Origin of the sequence: Serratia sp. BNK-17, from assembly GCF_048684935.1 — a bacterium.
GTDB classification, from domain to species: domain Bacteria; phylum Pseudomonadota; class Gammaproteobacteria; order Enterobacterales; family Enterobacteriaceae; genus Serratia; species Serratia nematodiphila.
This window is the reverse complement of the sequence record NZ_JBLQTR010000001.1, coordinates 1,937,341-1,954,429: the sequence shown is the minus strand read 5'-3', so window position 1 is coordinate 1,954,429 and position 17,089 is coordinate 1,937,341. Positions and strand designations below refer to the sequence as shown.

13 protein-coding genes are annotated in these 17,089 nt (G+C 62.1%); 9 read left to right on the top strand and 4 right to left on the bottom strand.

Annotated elements, in window-relative coordinates; translation table 11 throughout:
- The first annotated feature begins 16 nt into the window (after window positions 1-16).
- Complete coding sequence (gene feoB, locus ACMGF7_RS09245; protein WP_420286421.1) at window positions 17-2,332, top strand: Fe(2+) transporter permease subunit FeoB; 2,316 nt, start codon at window positions 17-19, stop codon at window positions 2,330-2,332.
- Window positions 2,332-2,571 (top strand): FeoC-like transcriptional regulator, encoded by a 240-nt coding sequence (locus tag ACMGF7_RS09240; RefSeq protein WP_004930758.1) that lies wholly within the window; start codon window positions 2,332-2,334, stop codon window positions 2,569-2,571. Before feoB ends, ACMGF7_RS09240 begins: the two co-directional genes overlap by 1 nt.
- A 44-nt stretch (window positions 2,572-2,615) precedes the next feature.
- On the opposite strand, the gene ACMGF7_RS09235 is transcribed toward ACMGF7_RS09240, so the two are convergent.
- Both ACMGF7_RS09235 and bioH read right to left on the bottom strand, forming a co-directional pair.
- Window positions 2,616-2,900, bottom strand: coding sequence for a YdgH/BhsA/McbA-like domain containing protein (locus ACMGF7_RS09235; RefSeq protein ID WP_004930765.1), 285 nt, complete (start codon window positions 2,898-2,900; stop codon window positions 2,616-2,618).
- Between the two features lie 270 nt (window positions 2,901-3,170).
- Window positions 3,171-3,941 (bottom strand): pimeloyl-ACP methyl ester esterase BioH, encoded by a 771-nt coding sequence (gene bioH, locus ACMGF7_RS09230; protein WP_004930771.1) that lies wholly within the window; start codon window positions 3,939-3,941, stop codon window positions 3,171-3,173.
- A gap of 40 nt (window positions 3,942-3,981) precedes the next feature.
- On the opposite strand from bioH, the gene gntX reads away from it, so the two are divergent.
- Window positions 3,982-4,665 carry a DNA utilization protein GntX gene (gntX, locus tag ACMGF7_RS09225; RefSeq protein WP_103086222.1) on the top strand — a complete coding sequence of 228 codons (684 nt, stop codon included), beginning with the start codon at window positions 3,982-3,984 and terminating at the stop codon, window positions 4,663-4,665.
- A gap of 58 nt (window positions 4,666-4,723) precedes the next feature.
- Window positions 4,724-5,299 (top strand): Fe-S biogenesis protein NfuA, encoded by a 576-nt coding sequence (gene nfuA, locus ACMGF7_RS09220; protein WP_004930777.1) that lies wholly within the window; start codon window positions 4,724-4,726, stop codon window positions 5,297-5,299.
- A 69-nt stretch (window positions 5,300-5,368) separates the two neighbouring features.
- On the opposite strand, the gene malQ is transcribed toward nfuA, so the two are convergent.
- Window positions 5,369-7,459: a 4-alpha-glucanotransferase gene (gene malQ, locus ACMGF7_RS09215; RefSeq protein WP_164095734.1), complete on the bottom strand. Its 2,091-nt coding sequence runs from the start codon at window positions 7,457-7,459 to the stop codon at window positions 5,369-5,371.
- A gap of 9 nt (window positions 7,460-7,468) precedes the next feature.
- Window positions 7,469-9,874, bottom strand: a complete 2,406-nt coding sequence (gene malP, locus ACMGF7_RS09210; protein ID WP_049240506.1) for a maltodextrin phosphorylase — start codon at window positions 9,872-9,874, stop codon at window positions 7,469-7,471.
- Window positions 9,875-10,334: 460 nt separating this feature from the next.
- Here malP and malT point away from each other — a divergent pair, with 460 nt between their 5' ends.
- From malT to glpD, 5 genes are all read left to right on the top strand, one after another.
- Window positions 10,335-13,049, top strand: a complete 2,715-nt coding sequence (gene malT / locus ACMGF7_RS09205; protein ID WP_049240504.1) for an HTH-type transcriptional regulator MalT — start codon at window positions 10,335-10,337, stop codon at window positions 13,047-13,049.
- An 82-nt stretch (window positions 13,050-13,131) separates the two neighbouring features.
- Window positions 13,132-13,458, top strand: a complete 327-nt coding sequence (gene glpE / locus ACMGF7_RS09200) for a thiosulfate sulfurtransferase GlpE (RefSeq protein WP_004930790.1) — start codon at window positions 13,132-13,134, stop codon at window positions 13,456-13,458.
- Window positions 13,459-13,629: 171 nt separating this feature from the next.
- Window positions 13,630-14,466, top strand: coding sequence for a rhomboid family intramembrane serine protease GlpG (glpG, locus tag ACMGF7_RS09195; RefSeq protein ID WP_015379321.1), 837 nt, complete (start codon window positions 13,630-13,632; stop codon window positions 14,464-14,466).
- Between the two features lie 51 nt (window positions 14,467-14,517).
- Window positions 14,518-15,276 (top strand): DeoR/GlpR family transcriptional regulator, encoded by a 759-nt coding sequence (locus ACMGF7_RS09190; RefSeq protein WP_004930797.1) that lies wholly within the window; start codon window positions 14,518-14,520, stop codon window positions 15,274-15,276.
- Window positions 15,277-15,523: 247 nt separating this feature from the next.
- Window positions 15,524-17,032, top strand: a complete 1,509-nt coding sequence (gene glpD, locus ACMGF7_RS09185) for a glycerol-3-phosphate dehydrogenase (RefSeq protein ID WP_004930801.1) — start codon at window positions 15,524-15,526, stop codon at window positions 17,030-17,032.
- Window positions 17,033-17,089: the final 57 nt, after the last annotated feature.

Genomic DNA, 17,089 nt, shown 5'->3' with positions numbered 1-17,089 from the left:
GACGACACGCAGAACTATGAAAAAACTCACCATCGGCTTAATCGGTAACCCGAACTCCGGCAAAACCACGCTGTTCAACCAGCTGACCGGCGCACGCCAACGGGTCGGCAACTGGGCGGGCGTGACGGTCGAACGCAAAGAAGGCCATTTCACTACCCCGCAGTCCGACGTGCGGCTGGTCGATTTGCCCGGCACCTACTCCCTGACCACCATTTCAGAGCAAACCTCGCTCGATGAGCAGATCGCCTGCCACTACATTTTGAGCGGCGACGCCGATCTGCTGATCAACGTGGTCGATGCCTCCAACCTGGAGCGCAATCTCTACCTGACGCTACAGCTGCTGGAGCTGGGCATTCCCTGCATCGTGGCGCTGAACATGCTCGACATCGCCAAAAGCCAGCATATCGATATCGACGTCGCCGCGCTGTCGGCGCGCCTCGGCTGCCCGGTAGTGCCGATGATCTCCACCCGCGCCGACGGCATCGGCGTGCTGAAACAGATGATCGACAATCATCGCCTCAACGAACAGCAGGCGCTGGTGAACTATCCGCCGTTGCTGCTGAAAGCGGTCGCCACGCTGAGCGATGCCATGCCGCAAACGCTGCCGGCGGTGCAACGCCGCTGGCTGGCATTGCAGATGCTGGAAGGCGACATCTACAGCCACCGGCTGGCCGGTCCCGCCGTCGCGCTGCTGCCTGCGGCCATTCAGGCGTTGCAACAGCAGCAGCAAGAAGACCCGACGCTGGTGATCGCCGACGCGCGCTACCAGTCTATCGCCACCCTGAGCGACGCGGTCAGCAACTCGCAGCAGGCGATGCCCAACCGCCTGACCGACATGCTGGATAAAGTGATCCTCAACCGCTGGCTGGGCGTACCGATCTTCCTGTTGGTGATGTACCTGATGTTCCTGCTGGCGATCAACATCGGCGGCGCGCTGCAGCCGATCTTCGATATCGGCTCGGCGGCGATCTTCATTCAGGGCATTCAGTGGCTCGGCTACACCCTGCACTTCCCCGACTGGCTGACCGTTTTCCTGGCGCAGGGCGTCGGCGGCGGCATCAACACCGTGCTGCCGCTGGTGCCGCAGATCGGCATGATGTACCTGTTCCTGTCGTTCCTGGAAGACTCCGGCTACATGGCGCGTGCGGCGTTCGTGATGGATCGCCTGATGCAGGCGCTCGGGCTGCCGGGCAAATCCTTTGTGCCGCTGATCGTCGGTTTCGGCTGCAACGTGCCGTCCATCATGGGCGCCCGCACGCTGGACGCCCAACGCGAGCGCCTGATCACCATCATGATGGCGCCGTTCATGTCCTGCGGCGCCCGGCTGGCGATCTTCGCGGTATTCGCCGCCGCCTTCTTTGGCCAGGACGGCGCAGGGGTGGTGTTCTCGCTGTACATGCTCGGCATCGCGGTGGCGATCCTCACCGGCCTGGTACTCAAATACACCCTCATGCGCGGCGAAGCCTCGCCGTTCGTGATGGAGCTGCCGGTTTACCACGTGCCGCACCTGAAAAGCCTGCTGCTGCAAACCTGGCAGCGGTTGAAAGGCTTCGTGTTGCGCGCCGGTAAGGTGATCGTGGTGGCCAGCATATTCATCGGCGGCCTTAACAGCTTCTCGTTCAGCGGCAAAACGGTCGACAACATCAACGACTCCGCGCTGGCCACGGTTTCCAAGGTGCTGACGCCGTTGCTGCAGCCGATGGGCGTCCACCGCGATAACTGGCAGGCCACCGTCGGCCTGGTGACCGGCGCGATGGCGAAAGAAGTGGTGGTCGGCACGCTGAATACGCTGTATACCGCCGAGCACATCAACAAAGAGGCGTTCGACGCCGCCAACTTCAACCTGCTCGATGAGCTGGGCGGCGCGCTGCAGGAAACCTGGGACGGCCTGAAAAACACCTTCAGCCTGAGCGTGCTGTCCAACCCGATCGAAGCCAGCAAGGGCGACGGCGAGATGGGCGTCGGCTCGATGGGCGTGATGAGCAGCAAATTCGGCTCCGGCATCTCCGCCTACAGCTATCTGATCTTCGTGCTGCTGTATGTGCCCTGCGTCTCGGTGATGGGCGCCATCGCCCGCGAATCGAGCCGCGGCTGGATGACATTCTCCATCCTGTGGGGGCTGAACGTGGCCTACTCGCTGGCGACGCTGTTCTACCAAGCGGCGACCTTCAACCAACATCCGCAGTACAGCCTGACGGCGATCCTGGCGGTGCTGCTGGTGAATCTGCTGGTGCTGTTCGGCCTGCGCCGGGCGCGCAGCCGCGTCACGGTGCGCCTGGGCAACGCCACGCCGGCGGCCTGTTGTCAGGGCGCCAAAGGGAGCTGTCACTGATGGCCGGGCTGCTGCAGGTGCGCGATGCGCTGGCGCTGCGCGGCAGCGCCCAGGCGCAGCAGCTCAGCCAATCGCTGGCGACGCCGCTGCCGCTGGTGCAGGCGATGCTGGATCGTTTGACGGCGATGGGGAAAGTGGAGCGCATCGAACAGGATGACGGCGCCTGTTTGAGCGGCGGCTGCAAAAGCTGCCCGCAGGGCCAGGGGTGCAGCACGGTGTTCTATCGACTGAAAGCCTGAAGATAAGGGGCGCCAATGACGGGCGCCCCATTACCGTTCAAGGCTTATTGTTTGTCTTTGTAAACTTCGGCGATGGCGCTGAATTTACCGTGTTCGCGGCCTGCCAGGATCACGTAGTATTGACCGCCCTTTTCGTCAGCCAGTTTGGACAGCTCTTCCTTGGCGTCCATCGGTGACGTGGTTTCCGCCGTCGTGGTGACGGTGCCGATCTTCTCGTATTTACCCGGGTTCTTATCCAGATCTTCCTTGGTCAGCAGGGTTGCCGCCATGGAGCCGAAAGACACCGAACCCAGCACTGCCGCTGCAATAATCATCTTCAATGATTTCATGACACTAACCTCTCAATGGATAATTTATCTGTTATGAAAGCCGTCAAAAATCCATGCGTAGTACCGCAGGCTGCCGCGACATCCTCAGGCCTCGTTGCTTTCCCTGACGGGGCCCGTTTCCCAGAGACGAAACGCCAAAATGAAAAGCGCCGCACGCGGTCTTTTCATTTTGCAGCCAACGCATTGACTCACTAAGTATCGAACAGCTTTGTCTTTTATCCACCCGGCGGCGTTTTTTTTCGCGCTCTATCGTGCGTTTTCCCGCTGCATTCAATGTGCTGCAATAAACGCTTCGATCATCGTCACAAATTCATCGGGATGAGAGATAAACGGCGCATGGGCGGCTTTGGCCACGATCTGCGACGTGGAGTTCGGCCAGGCGGCATCGAGCAGCTCGGCGACCTTGCGCGGCACTAACCCGTCCAGATAGCCGTAAATCCGCAGCAGCGGCAGATTCAACTCCGCCAGCGGCGCGCGCAGATCGGCGGTGCGCAGGATCTCCAGCCCGCCGTTCAACACCTCGACGCTCGGCGTCGGCTGGTTAAGCACCACCGCTTTCAGCTGGCGCGCATCCTGACGCGCGCTCTCGGTGCCCAGCGTTTGCAGCGCCAGAAAACGCTCGACGGTGCGTTGGAAATCCAGGCTCAGCTGATGCTGGAAACCGCTCAGCACGTCCGGGCGGATCCCCGGCCACGCATCGCGAGCGGCAAAACACGGCGAGGAGGCCACGGTGATAAGCCCCTTGACCCGCCCGGGCTGCATCAGCGCCGCCTGGCTGGCCACCAGCCCGCCGAGCGACCAGCCAAGCCACCAGGCCTGCGGCGGGGCGGCCGCCAGCACGATATCCGTCATCTGCTCCAGCGACAGGGCGCCGAACCCCTGGCTGCGGCCGTATCCCGGCAGATCGACCAGATGCAGGCGAAAATGCGGCGTCAGTCGCGCCTGGATGCAACTCCACACTTCGGCGTTCAATCCCCAGCCGTGCAGCAGCACAAGATCGCGTTCGCCTTCGCCTATTGTTTGCCAGTACAGCGCTGTCATTGGTTACTGTCCTTTCATGCTTATCCGTGTCGGAGGCCCTATGCTATCAATCCGCAGCCGCTGTTGGCTATGCCGACAGCCGTTGAGCCTGGTGCGTCATGGCATCTGCAGTTGCTGCCTGCGCCATCTGCCGGTCAACCCTCCGTGTTGCCCGCGCTGCGGATTGCCCGCCGGCGAGACGCAAATGCCCTGCGGCCGCTGCCTGCAACGGCCGCCGCCCTGGCAGCGGCTGGTGTTCGTCGGCGACTACGTTGCGCCGCTCAGCCAACTGGTAAAAAGGTTCAAGTTCCACCGCGCGCCCGAGCTGGCGCCGACGCTGGCGCGCCTGATGCTGCTGCGGTGGCAGCAGGCGCGAAGAGAGCAGTATCTGAACAGACCCGACCTGATTTTAGCGGTACCCTTGCATGCATCACGCTGCTGGCGCCGTGGCTATAATCAGAGCGATCTGCTGGCCCGGCCGCTGGCGCGCTGGCTGGGCTGCGCCTATCGGCCCGCCGCCTTGCGCCGGGTGCGCAAAACCGCCCTGCAACAGCGGCTGAGCGCCCCTGCCCGCAGACGCAATCTGCAGCGCGCGTTCGCCTGTACCGTGCCGGTCGCCGGCCGGCATATCGCCCTGGTGGATGACGTGGTGACCACCGGCAGCACCGTCGCGGCGATCGCGGCGCTGCTGCGGCGGCAAGGCGCCGCTTCGGTGCAGATATGGTGCGTTTGCCGCACGTTGTAGTGCCACGGCAATGGGCGTATTATAACCGACTATAGAAGTCAACTATTGAGCTAATGCTATGATCCGTATAACAGATGCTGCACAGGAACACTTTGCCAAACTGCTGGCAAATCAAGAAGAAGGCACCCAAATCCGCGTATTCGTGATCAACCCGGGCACGCCGACGGCCGAATGCGGTGTCTCTTATTGCCCGCCGGACGCGGTAGAAGCGACGGATACCGAACTGAAGTTCGACAAACTGTCCGCCTATGTTGATGAGCTGAGCGCGCCGTATCTGGAAGACGCCGAAATCGACTTCGTGACCGACCAGCTGGGTTCTCAGCTGACGCTGAAGGCGCCGAACGCCAAGATGCGCAAGGTCGATGACGACGCACCGCTGATGGAGCGCGTGGAATACGTGCTGCAGTCGCAGATCAACCCGCAGCTGGCGGGCCACGGCGGCCGCGTAACGCTGATGGAGATCACCGACGACAACATGGCTATTCTGCAGTTCGGCGGCGGTTGCAACGGCTGTTCGATGGTGGACGTCACGCTGAAAGAAGGCATTGAGAAAGAGCTGCTGCAGAAATTCCCGGAGCTGAAAGGCGTGCGTGATTTGACCGAGCACCAGCGCGGCGAGCACTCTTACTACTGATACCCGGCGTTCGCGCCACGGTAGATAACACAATGCCGGAAGGGGGAACCCGTTCCGGCATTGTCGTTTTCACCCCACCGACACCTTGCGGCGCCGCTTGTCCAAATCCTTCAGCAGCCGGTTTATGTGCGGGTCGGCGAACATCTCCTCCAGCGTCTGGGTCAGCTTGCGCCGCCAGTTAGGGTACTGATCGCTGGTGCCGGGAATGTTGACCGGATCCGCCATATCCAGCCAGTCTTCCGGCTGCAGGCCGAGCAAGGCGCTGGCGCTGTCGGCGACATAGCGCTGCAGGCCGCGGTTGAGCAGCGGGCTCATGCCGAGCAGCGCCGCCTTCTTGCCCACCTTCTGCGGCACGCAGCCATAGCGATGCAATCCGTCCAGCAACCCCTGTTTGGCGCGTTCCCGATCGGCGAACAGCGCCTGCAGGATCTCCGCATCCGGGTAAAGGCCCAGCCGATTGCCGAGCGTCAGATCGTCGCTTTGCCAATAGCCGCGCAGCGTCGGCAGATCGTGGGTGGTGATGGTCGCCATCGCCTGCACCGGATAGGCCTGCGGCGCGCGGAAATGGTGCTCGCCGTCGCTTTCGAAATAGAGCACTTTGTAGGAGTAGACGCCGCTGTCGCGCAGCTTGCCGACGATCTCCACCGGCACCGTGCCGAGATCCTCGCCGATCACCATGCAACGGTGGCGCTGGCTTTCCAGCGCCAGCACCGCCAGCAGATCGTCCACCGGGTATTTGACATAGGCGCCGCGATCGGCGGTTTCGCCATACGGGATCCACCACAGCCGCAGCAGCGCCATGACGTGATCGATGCGCAGCGCGCCGCAGCTGGTCATGTTGGCGCGCAAAAGATCGATGAACGGCTGATACCCGCGCGCCGCCATCACGTGCGGATCCATCGGCGGCAGGCCCCAGTTTTGCCCCAGCGGCCCCAGAATATCCGGCGGCGCCCCGACCGACGCTTTCAGGCAGTACAGCTCACGGTCACACCAGGTTTCCGCCCCGCCTTCCGCCACCCCGACCGCCAGATCGCGATACAGGCCAATCGGCATCTGCTGCTGCCTGCTCTGGTCAAAACACTGCGCGAACTGGGTGGCCGCCAGCCATTGCAGCCACAGGTAAAAGCGGACCGCGTCCTGATGTTCGGCGCAGAACTGCCGCACCGCGTCGCTCTGCCCCTGCCGATAGCGCTCGGGCCAGGCCGGCCAGCCCCACTGGCTGGCGTCTTTGGCCGCCAGATGGGCATGCAGCGCATCAAACGCCGCCTGCTGATACAGGCTGTCGCCCCCCTCAGCCACGAACTGCTCGAACGCCTGACGCTGCGCGTCGTTCGGCTGGCGCGCCTGAAACAGCGGGAACGCCAGCTTCAGCGCCGCCAGCTTCAGCTGCATCACGGCGGTGTAGTCCACCCACTCCGCGGCGCGCGCCTTGGCCAGCTGCTTCTGCGTCGCCGGCTTCTGCCACCAGCGCTGCGCCGCGTCGCTGCGCTGGAAATCCTCTACCGCATTGACGTCGATATACGCCAGATTCAGCCAGCGGCGCGATGAGGGGCTGTAGGGGCTGGCGCTCTCCGGGTTGGCCGGATACAGCGCATGGATCGGATTGAGGCCGACGAAGGCACCGCCGCGTTCCCCCACCTGCTCCACCATCAGGCGCAGATCGCCGAAATCGCCGATGCCCCAGTTGCGATCGGAACGCAGCGTATACAGCTGAACGCAGGCGCCCCACAGTTTCTTGCCGGTCAGCAAGGCGTCCGGCTCGAAGCAGCGTCTCGGCGCGACGATCACTCGGCATGGCCACTGCTGCTCGCCCTGGCTCAGCGTCAATTGGTGGTACCCCATCGGCAGATCGCCGGGCAGCGTCAGGGTCTTGCGCGCGCCGACGCGCCCCTGCAGGCATTCGCCGTCTTCACGCTGCAGCGCCCACAGGTACTCGCCTTCACCCGCCGGGGTCAACGCCAGCGGCGCGCCCTGATAGAACACCTTGACCGCCGGTAACGGTGATGCCGCGCCTTCCTGCGCGCCATCGGCCCGATTCATGGCCGCCAACAGCTTGCGCTTGGTCTCCGGTTCAATCGCCTGCCGCTTGCCGTGGGCATTGATAAAATCGGCAGCGATCCCCGCCTGCGCTGCCGCCTGATCGATACGCTTGCGATCCATTCGCTCTCCTTAACGTTTGGCTTGCCAGATACGCTGCTGATAATCGCGGATCGAGCGATCCGAGCTGAACATGCCGACGCGCGCGGTGTTAAGGATAGTCCGCCGCGTCCATTCGTCCCGATCGCGATACAGCTCGTCGACCCGGCGCTGCGCCTGGCAGTACGAGGCAAAGTCCGCCAGCACCAGGTAGGGATCGCCGCCTTCCAGCAGGCTGTGCAGCATCATGTCGAACGCGTGCTTGTCGCCGTGGCTGAAAGCGCCGCTCGCCAGCTCGTCCAGAATCGCCTTCAGGTGCTTGTCTTTCTTGCGGTAGCTGAGCGGATCGTAACCCTTCGCCACTATCGCCTTCACCTGCTCCACGGTATTGCCGAAGATAAAGATATTGTCTTCGCCCACCTGCTCGGCGATTTCGACGTTGGCGCCGTCCAGCGTGCCGACCGTCAGCGCGCCGTTCAACGCCAGCTTCATGTTGCCAGTGCCGGAGGCCTCTTTGCCGGCGGTGGAGATCTGTTCGGAGATATCCGCCGCCGGGATCATCAATTCGGCTACCGACACACGGTAGTCAGGGATGAACGCCACTTTCAGGCGATCCTTCACCAGCGGATCGTTGTTGATCTTCTCGGCCGCCTGGTTAATGGCGTAGATGATGTTCTTCGCCAGGTAGTAACCCGGTGCCGCCTTGGCGCCGAACAGGAACACGCGCGGCACGATGTCCAGGTTCGGGTTGTCGCGCAGCTGGCGATACAGCGACAGGATATGCAGCAGGTTCAGGTGCTGGCGTTTGTACTCGTGCAGGCGTTTGATCTGCACGTCGAAGATCGCGTCCGGGTCGAGCGTCAACCCCATCACGCCGTGCACGTACTGGGCCAGCGCCACCTTGTTGTCGCGTTTGATCTGCTGATAACGCTGGCGGAACGCCGCGTCGTCAGCGAATTTTTCCAGCCCGCGCAGCGCGTCGAGATCGTTCGCCCACTCCACCTTCAGCGTCTCATCGATCAGGCCCGACAGCGCCGGGTTGCACTGTTTCAGCCAGCGGCGCGGCGTGATGCCGTTGGTGACGTTATGGAATTTATTCGGCCACAGCTGGTGGTATTCCGGGAACAGATCTTTCACCACCAGATCCGAATGCAGCTGCGCCACGCCGTTGACCGCAAAGCCGCTGACCACGCACAGGTTGGCCATACGCACCTGCTTGTCATGGTGTACAGCCAGTTTGGCCCACACCGCCTCGTCGCCCGGCCAGTGCTTATCCACCAGCTTTTTGAACCTGGCGTTGATCTGTTTGATGATGGAGAAATGGCGCGGCAGCAGGTTGCGCACCAATTTCTCATCCCAGCACTCCAGCGCTTCCGGCATCAGGGTGTGGTTGGTATAGGCGAAGGTGTTGCTGGTGATTGCCCAGGCCGCCTCCCACTCCAACTGGTGCTCGTCCAGCAGAATGCGCAGCATTTCCGGAATGGCGATGGTCGGGTGAGTGTCGTTCAGCTGGATCACTTCATACTTCGGCAGCTCTTCAATCTTGCGGCCGGCCTGATGGTGCTTGCGCAAAATGTCCGCCACCGAGCAGGCGCACTGGAAATACTGCTGCATCAGGCGCAGGCGTTTGCCGGCTTGATGGTTGTCGTTCGGGTAGAGCACCTTGGTCAGCTTGTCGGCTTCTACGCCCTGCTTCTCCGCCTGCAGGAACTTGCCGTCGTTGAAATCGCTCAGGTTGAACGGATGCTGATGGGTCGCCTGCCACAGGCGCAGCGGCTGCGCCACGCCGTTGCGATACCCCAGCACCGGCAAATCCCAGGCTTCGCCGCGCAGGGTGAAGGCGGGGCGCCACAGTTCTCGGCCGTCGGCCTGCTTTTCCAGCTTGCCGCCGATGCCCACGTCCACCGCCAGCGCGGCGTTGTGACGGAACCACGGATAGCTCTCGCGTTGCCAGTTATCCGGCGCCTCTTGCTGTTGCCCATCGCGGAACGACTGACGGAACAGCCCGTACTGGTAGTTCAGCCCATAGCCGGTGGCCGGTTGTTCCACCGTCGCCATCGAGTCGAGGAAACAGGCCGCCAGCCGCCCCAACCCGCCGTTGCCCAGCGCCGGATCGGTTTCCTGCTCCAGCAGATCCGCCAGCTTGACGTTTTGCTCGGCCAGCGCCTGCTCGACGGTGTCGTACCAGCCCAGGTTGATCAGGTTGTTCGCCGTCAGCCGGCCGATCAGAAACTCCATCGAGATGTAGTTTACGTGGCGCAGCGGTTTGGCGCTTTTGCGCGGCGCCGGCTGCGCGGCCAACTGCTCGGCCAGCGCCGCACTGACGGCTTCCCACCATTGATGTTGCGTCATCTGCTGTGCGGAACTGAGGCCGAACCGTTGCCATTGACGGGCGAGCGCCGCCAGAAAAGCATCCTTCTTAAGCGTAGGCTGTGACATAAGGAAAACTCTCTATCCAGTAAGTGGGTCAAATTGCCGCTATCGTGCCGGTGAGAAAGCCTGACGGCATCATCCCGCCTGGGGATTAGCTGGGGAGGAGGATTGGGGCGTAGCTGGAATTGTGATCTCAGGCACTGTTTGACTCCCTTGCAACGATGCAAAAAAGCCCGCCAACGCGTGCGGCGAGCACTGAGAACGTTAACCCTGACGTTAGCACAAGTATTCGCGCTGCTGAAGTTTTGTCCATGGCCGGAAATGCGATCCGCCACCGCATCGCCGCACGCCGGCGCCAAACGTAAAAAAGTGTGATCGATAGCAACTTAACTCCAAGCCGATGCGGAAGCTTGTTGCAATACGTTTAGGGTTGGCAGAAGTTAGGGGGAGCTATTAATTACGAACCATAAAATAATTAGCGCCACTCCAATCCCGGCGGGAACCGCGATTTATACCCTGGAATACTATGCTGATCCCATCAAAACTGAGCCGCCCGGTACGGCTGCAAAATACCGTGATCCGCGATCGCCTGCTGGCCAAACTGGCCAGCGCGGGCAACTATCGTCTGACACTGGTCAATTGCCCGGCGGGATACGGGAAAACCACGCTGATCGCCCAATGGGCGGCCGGCAAGGCCGATCTGGGCTGGTATTCCCTGGATGAGAGCGACAACCAGCCGGAGCGCTTCGCCAGCTACCTGATCGCCGCCCTGCAGCAGGCCAGCGGCGGCCGCTGCGTCAAGAGCGAGGCGCTGAGCCAGAAACACCAGTACGCCAGCCTGTCGGCGCTGTTCGCCCAACTGTTTATCGAGCTGGCCGACTGGCATCAGCCGCTGTACCTGGTGATCGACGACTACCACCTGATCACCAACGACGCCATCCATGAAGCCATGCGCTTTTTCCTGCGCCATCAGCCGGAAAACCTGACGCTGATCCTGCTCTCGCGCACTCTGCCGCCGCTCGGCATCGCCAACCTGCGGGTGCGCGATCAGCTGCTGGAAATGGGCACGCAGCAGCTGGCGTTCACCCATCAGGAAGCCAAACAGTTCTTCGATTGCCGCCTGGCGGCGCCGATGGAACAGCAGGACAGCAGCCGCCTGTGCGACGAAGTCGAAGGCTGGGCCACCGCGCTGCAGCTGATCGCGCTGTCGGCTCGCCAATCCGCCTCCTCGGCTCAGCTGTCGGCCAAGCGGCTGGCGGGGCTGAACGCCAGTCACCTGTCCGACTATCTGGTGGACGAAGTGCTGGATCACGTCGATGCCGATGCGCGCGCCTTCCTGCTGCGCTGTTCGGTGTTGCGCTCGATGAACGACGCGCTGATCGTGCGGCTGACCGGCGAAGACAACGGCCAGCAACGGCTGGAGGAGCTGGAGCGCCAGGGGCTGTTTATCCACCGCATGGACGACACCGGCGAATGGTTCAACTTCCATCCGCTGTTCGCCTCTTTCCTGCGCCAGCGCTGCCAGTGGGAACTGGCGCTGGAGCTGCCGGGATTGCACCGCGCCGCCGCCGAGGGCTGGCTGGCGCTGGGGTATCCGGCGGAGGCCATTCACCACGCGCTGGCGGCCAGCGACGTCAGCATGCTACGCGATATCCTGCTGCAACACGCCTGGTCGCTGTTCCACCACAGCGAACTGGCCTTGCTGGAGGAGTGCCTCAACGCGCTGCCTTATGAGCGCCTGATCCAAAACCCCAAGCTGGCGTTGCTGCAGGCCTGGCTGGCGCAGAGCCAGCACCGCTACAGTGAGGTCAACACCCTGCTGGAGCGCGCCGAGCGCACCATGCGCGAGCAGAAAATTGAGATAGACCAAACGCTGCACGCCGAGTTTGACGCCTTGCGCGCCCAGGTGGCGATCAACGCCGGCAAACCGGAAGAAGCCGAGCGGCTGGCGAGCGAAGCGTTGAAATTCCTGCCGCTGTCGAGCTATTACAGTCGCATCGTCGCCACCTCGGTGACCGGCGAAGTGCACCACTGCAAGGGCGAACTGGCGCGCGCGCTGCCGATGATGCAGCAAACCGAGCAGATGGCGCGTCGTCATCAGGCCAACCATTACGCGCTCTGGGCGCTGCTGCAGCAGAGCGAAATCCTTATCGCCCAAGGCTTCCTGCAGGCCGCTTACGAAACCCAGGACAAGGCGTTCGAACTGATCCGCGAGCAGCACCTGGAACAGCTGCCGATGCACGAGTTCCTGCTGCGCATCCGCGCCCAGATCCTGTGGTCATGGTCGCGGCTGGACGAAGCGGAAGACGCGGCGCGCGCCGGGCTGAAAATCCTGGCTAACTACCAACCGCAGCAGCAGTTGCAGTGTATCGCCATGCTGGCCAAATGCTCGCTGGCGCGCGGCGATCTGGACAACGCCAACACCCACCTGCAGCGCTGCGAAACCCTGCTGCACGGCGCGCACTATCATCGCGACTGGCTGACCAACACCGACAAATCGCGGGTGATCCACTGGCAGATGACCGGCGACACCGCCGCCGCCGCCCAGTGGCTGCGCCACACCGAAAAACCCGGCATGGCGGACAACCACTTCACGCAGGGCCAATGGCGCAACATCGCGCGGGTGCAGCTCCTGCTCGGCCAGTATGAAGAGGCCGGCGTGGTGCTGGATGAACTGAACGAAAACGCCCGCCGCTTGCGACTGGTGAGCGATCTCAACCGCAACCTGCTGCTCAGCAACCAGCTCTATTGGCTGCAAGAGCGCAAGGGCGAAGCGCAGCAGGCGCTGATCGAAGCGCTGTCGCTGGCCAATCGCACCGGTTTTATCAGCCACTTCGTCATCGAGGGCGAAGCGATGGCGCAGCAGCTGCGCCAGCTGATCCAGCTCAACACGTTGCCGGAGCTGGAACAGCATCGCGCCCAGCGCATCTTGCGCGACATCAACCAGCATCATCGGCACAAGTTCGCGCATTTTGACGAGAACTTCGTCGATAAGCTGCTGACCCACCCGCAGGTGCCGGAACTGATCCGCACCAGCCCGCTGACCCAACGCGAATGGCAGGTGCTGGGGCTGATCTATTCCGGTTACAGCAACGACCAGATCGCCGGTGAGCTGGATGTGGCGGCCACCACCATCAAGACGCACATCCGCAACCTGTATCAGAAACTGGGCGTGGCTCATCGCCAGGAGGCGGTGCAGCAGGCGCAGCAACTGCTGAAAATGATGGGGTACGGCGCGTAAAAACCCTGATATCCCTCTGGTCTTAAACGTCGCAGAGTTGGTTACAATAGCGGCGTCCCCCTATTACGAGGCAGTCAGCAGTATGGAACAGTTCGAAGCGATCAACGTTGAGCAGGCGTACACCCGCTGGAAAGAGGGCAGCGCCGCCCTGGTCGACATCCGCGATCCGCAAAGTTTTGAAGCCGGGCATACGCCGGGCGCCTTTCACCTCACCAACGCCACCCTGTCGGCCTTTATGCAACAAAACGACTTCGAGCGGCCGGTGATGGTGATGTGCTACCACGGCAACAGCAGCCGCAGCGCGGCGCAGTACCTGCTGCACCAGGGGTTCGACGCGGTCTACAGCATCGACGGCGGCTTCGAGGCCTGGGCCCGTCAGTATCCGCAAGACGTGGAAACCTCTGCCTGATCCCCGCCGCCCGCCGTGCGTCGGCGGGCTTCCCCTTGGTTTTTGTGCGCGTTTTCGCGGGTTTTTCGCAGATCCGTTTGCCAGCGCTCAGGATTTCGACGTTATAATCGGCCGTCAGGGTCGCCGGCGAGCAAGCCGCGGCCAAAATCATTCACTTACGACGGAAGAGCAATGGTTAGAGTAATCGCCATATCCAACCCGCGCCTGGCGCTGGCCTTTGTCGACTATATGGCGACCCAGGGCATCCGACTTGAGCTGCGCAACAGCGGCGAGGCGGCGGAAATCTGGCTGGCCGACGACGGTCACCTCGAGCAGGTGCAACACGAGCTGCAGCAGTTTCTGGCCGATCCGCTCAACCGCCGTTATCAGGCCGCCAGCTGGCAGACCGGCCATACCGACGCCGGCCTGCATTATCAGAGCGAATCCTACCTGCACACCCTGCGCAGCAAGGCCGGGCCGCTGACGCTCGGCGTGATGGTGCTGTGCATCGCGGTCTATATTCTGATGCAGGCGCTGGGCGACGATACCGTGATGTACTGGCTCTCCTGGCCGCAGGACAGCAGCCAATACACCCAGCTGTGGCGCTGGGTCAGCCATGCGTTCCTGCATTTCTCCCTGCTGCATATCCTGTTTAACCTGATGTGGTGGTGGTATCTCGGCGGCCAGATGGAAAAACGCCTCGGCGCCGGCAAGCTGTTCGTGCTGGCGGTGGTGTCGGCCTTCTTCAGCGGCTGGGCGCAATCGTTGTTCAGCGGCGCGCTGTTCGGCGGGCTGTCGGGCGTGGTTTATGCGCTGATGGGCTATGTGTGGCTGTCGGGCGAACGGGCGCCGGAGCGCGGCCTGATGCTGCCGCGCGGCCTGATGGTGTTCTCGGTGCTGTGGCTGGTGGCCGGATATTTCGATATTTTAGGAATGTCGATCGCCAACGCGGCACACATAGCCGGTTTAGTGTTAGGGTTATTGATGGCATTTTGGGATACGCGTCATCGCGCACACAACGAACAATAACAGCCGGGAGCTATGCCCCAATGGGCATAGCGGGCGTTTTAGGGGATTATCGTGAAGCAAACACAGCGTCATGACGCAATTATCGAGCTGGTGCGCCTGCAGGGTTACGTCAGCACGGAAGAGCTGGTCGAACATTTTGACGTCAGCCCGCAAACGATTCGCCGCGATTTGAATGACCTGGCAGACCAGAACAAGATCCAGCGTCACCACGGCGGCGCGGCGCTGCCTTCCAGCTCGGTCAACGCTGCCTATAACGATCGCAAGGTGATGTGGTCGGAAGAGAAGGCCCGCATCGCGCAGCGCGTCGCCAGCCAGATCCCGGACGGCGCCACGCTGTTCATCGATATCGGCACCACGCCGGAGGCGGTGGCTCATGCGCTGATGAACCACAAGAACCTGCGCGTGGTCACCAACAACCTTAACGTCGCCACCCTGCTGACCGCCAAGGAAGACTTCCGCCTGATCCTGGCCGGCGGCGAAGTGCGTACCCGCGACGGCGGCATCATGGGCGAAGCCACGCTGGACTTCATCTCCCAATTCCGTCTCGATTACGGCATTCTCGGCATCAGCGGCATCGATATGGACGGCTCGCTGCTCGAATTCGACTATCACGAAGTGCGCACCAAACGCGCGATTATCGAAAATTCCCGCTGCGTGATGCTGGTGACCGACCATTCCAAATTCGGCCGCAACGCCATGGTCAACCTGGGCAACATGAACCTGATCGACTACCTGTTTACCGACCAACTGCCGCCGCCGAGCGTGATGAAAATCATCGAACAGTACGACGTGCAGCTGGAGCTGTGCTGATCCGGCCTTAACCTGCGGGGCGCGCCGCCGCCCCGTTTCATCCCTTCAGACTCCCCTCACCGACAGCCGTTTGCGCGCCCGCGCCATATCCACCCTATTTATGTGACTATCATCACCAAACTGTTACCTCTATCACGCCTAAATGTTTTTGTTTGGTTAACTCTTGGCTTGCTTGTTGGTTTTTGATTACAATCATGAGCGAAAACGAACATGAAAGAGCTATTTCGAACATCTGGAGGAAGATGACGTGGAAACCAAAGACTTGATCGTTATCGGTGGCGGCATCAACGGTGCCGGCATCGCGGCGGATGCTGCCGGGCGCGGGCTGTCGGTACTGCTACTGGAAGCGCAAGACTTGGCCTGTGCTACGTCTTCCGCCAGTTCCAAACTGATCCACGGTGGCCTGCGCTACCTGGAACACTACGAATTCCGTCTGGTGAGCGAAGCGCTGGCCGAGCGTGAAGTGCTGCTGAAGCTGGCGCCGCACATCGCGTTCCCGATGCGTTTCCGCCTGCCGCACCAGCCGCACCTGCGTCCGGCCTGGATGATCCGCATCGGCCTGTTCCTGTACGATCACCTGGGCAAACGCACCAGCCTGCCGGGCAGCAAGGGTTTGCGCTTTGGACCAGAGTCGGTGCTGAAGCCTGAACTGAAGCGCGGTTTCGAATATTCCGACTGCTGGGTCGACGATGCTCGCCTGGTGGTGCTGAACGCGCAGGAAGTGGAAAAACGCGGCGGCGAAGTGCGCACCCGCACCAAAGTGACCCGCGCATGGCGTGAAAACGGCCTGTGGATGGTGGAAGCGGTCGATATCGACAGCGGCAAAACCTTCACCTGGCGCGCCAAAGGCCTGGTGAACGCCACCGGCCCGTGGGTGAAAAACTTCTTCGACGACGGCCTGAAGCTGAAATCGCCTTACGGCATCCGCCTGATCAAAGGCAGCCACATCGTGGTGCCGCGCGTGCACGATCAGCCGCAGTCTTACATTCTGCAGAACGAAGACCACCGCATCGTGTTCGTGATCCCGTGGAATGACGAATTCTCCATCATCGGCACCACCGACGTGGAGTACAAAGGCGATCCGAAAGACGTGAAGATCGACGAGAACGAAATCGCTTATCTGCTGAAAGTGTACAACGATCACTTCAAGAAGCAGCTGGGCCGCGACGACATCGTCTGGACTTACTCCGGCGTGCGTCCGCTGTGCGACGACGAATCCGATTCACCGCAGGCGATCACCCGCGATTACACGCTGGACGTGCACGACGAGCAAGGCAAGGCGCCGCTGCTGTCGGTCTTCGGCGGCAAGCTGACCACCTACCGCAAGCTGGCCGAACATGCGATGGAAAAACTGGCCCACTACTACCCAGGCTGCGGCCCGGCGTGGACCAAAAACGCCACGCTGCCGGGCGGTGACATCGACGGCGATCGCGACGGCTACGCGGCCAAACTGCGCCGAGCGCACGGCTGGCTGCCGGAAGCCCTGGCGCGCCGCTATGCCCGCACCTACGGCAGCCAGAGCGAGCTGATCCTGGCCGGCGCCAACGGCCTCGCCGATCTGGGCGAAGATTTCGGCCACGGTCTGTATGAAGCCGAGCTGCGCTACCTGACCGAGAAAGAGTGGGTCGTAGAGCTGGACGACGCCATCTGGCGCCGCACCAAGCTGGGCATGTGGCTGGACGAAGCGCAGCAGGCGCGAGTGAAAGCCTGGCTGGCGGAACACGCGAAAACGAAAGCGCTGTCTCTGGCTTCCTGAGCTGCAGCGTAACGAAAAAGGGCCGGTTATCCGGCCCTTTGCTTTTTTCCTCTCTCG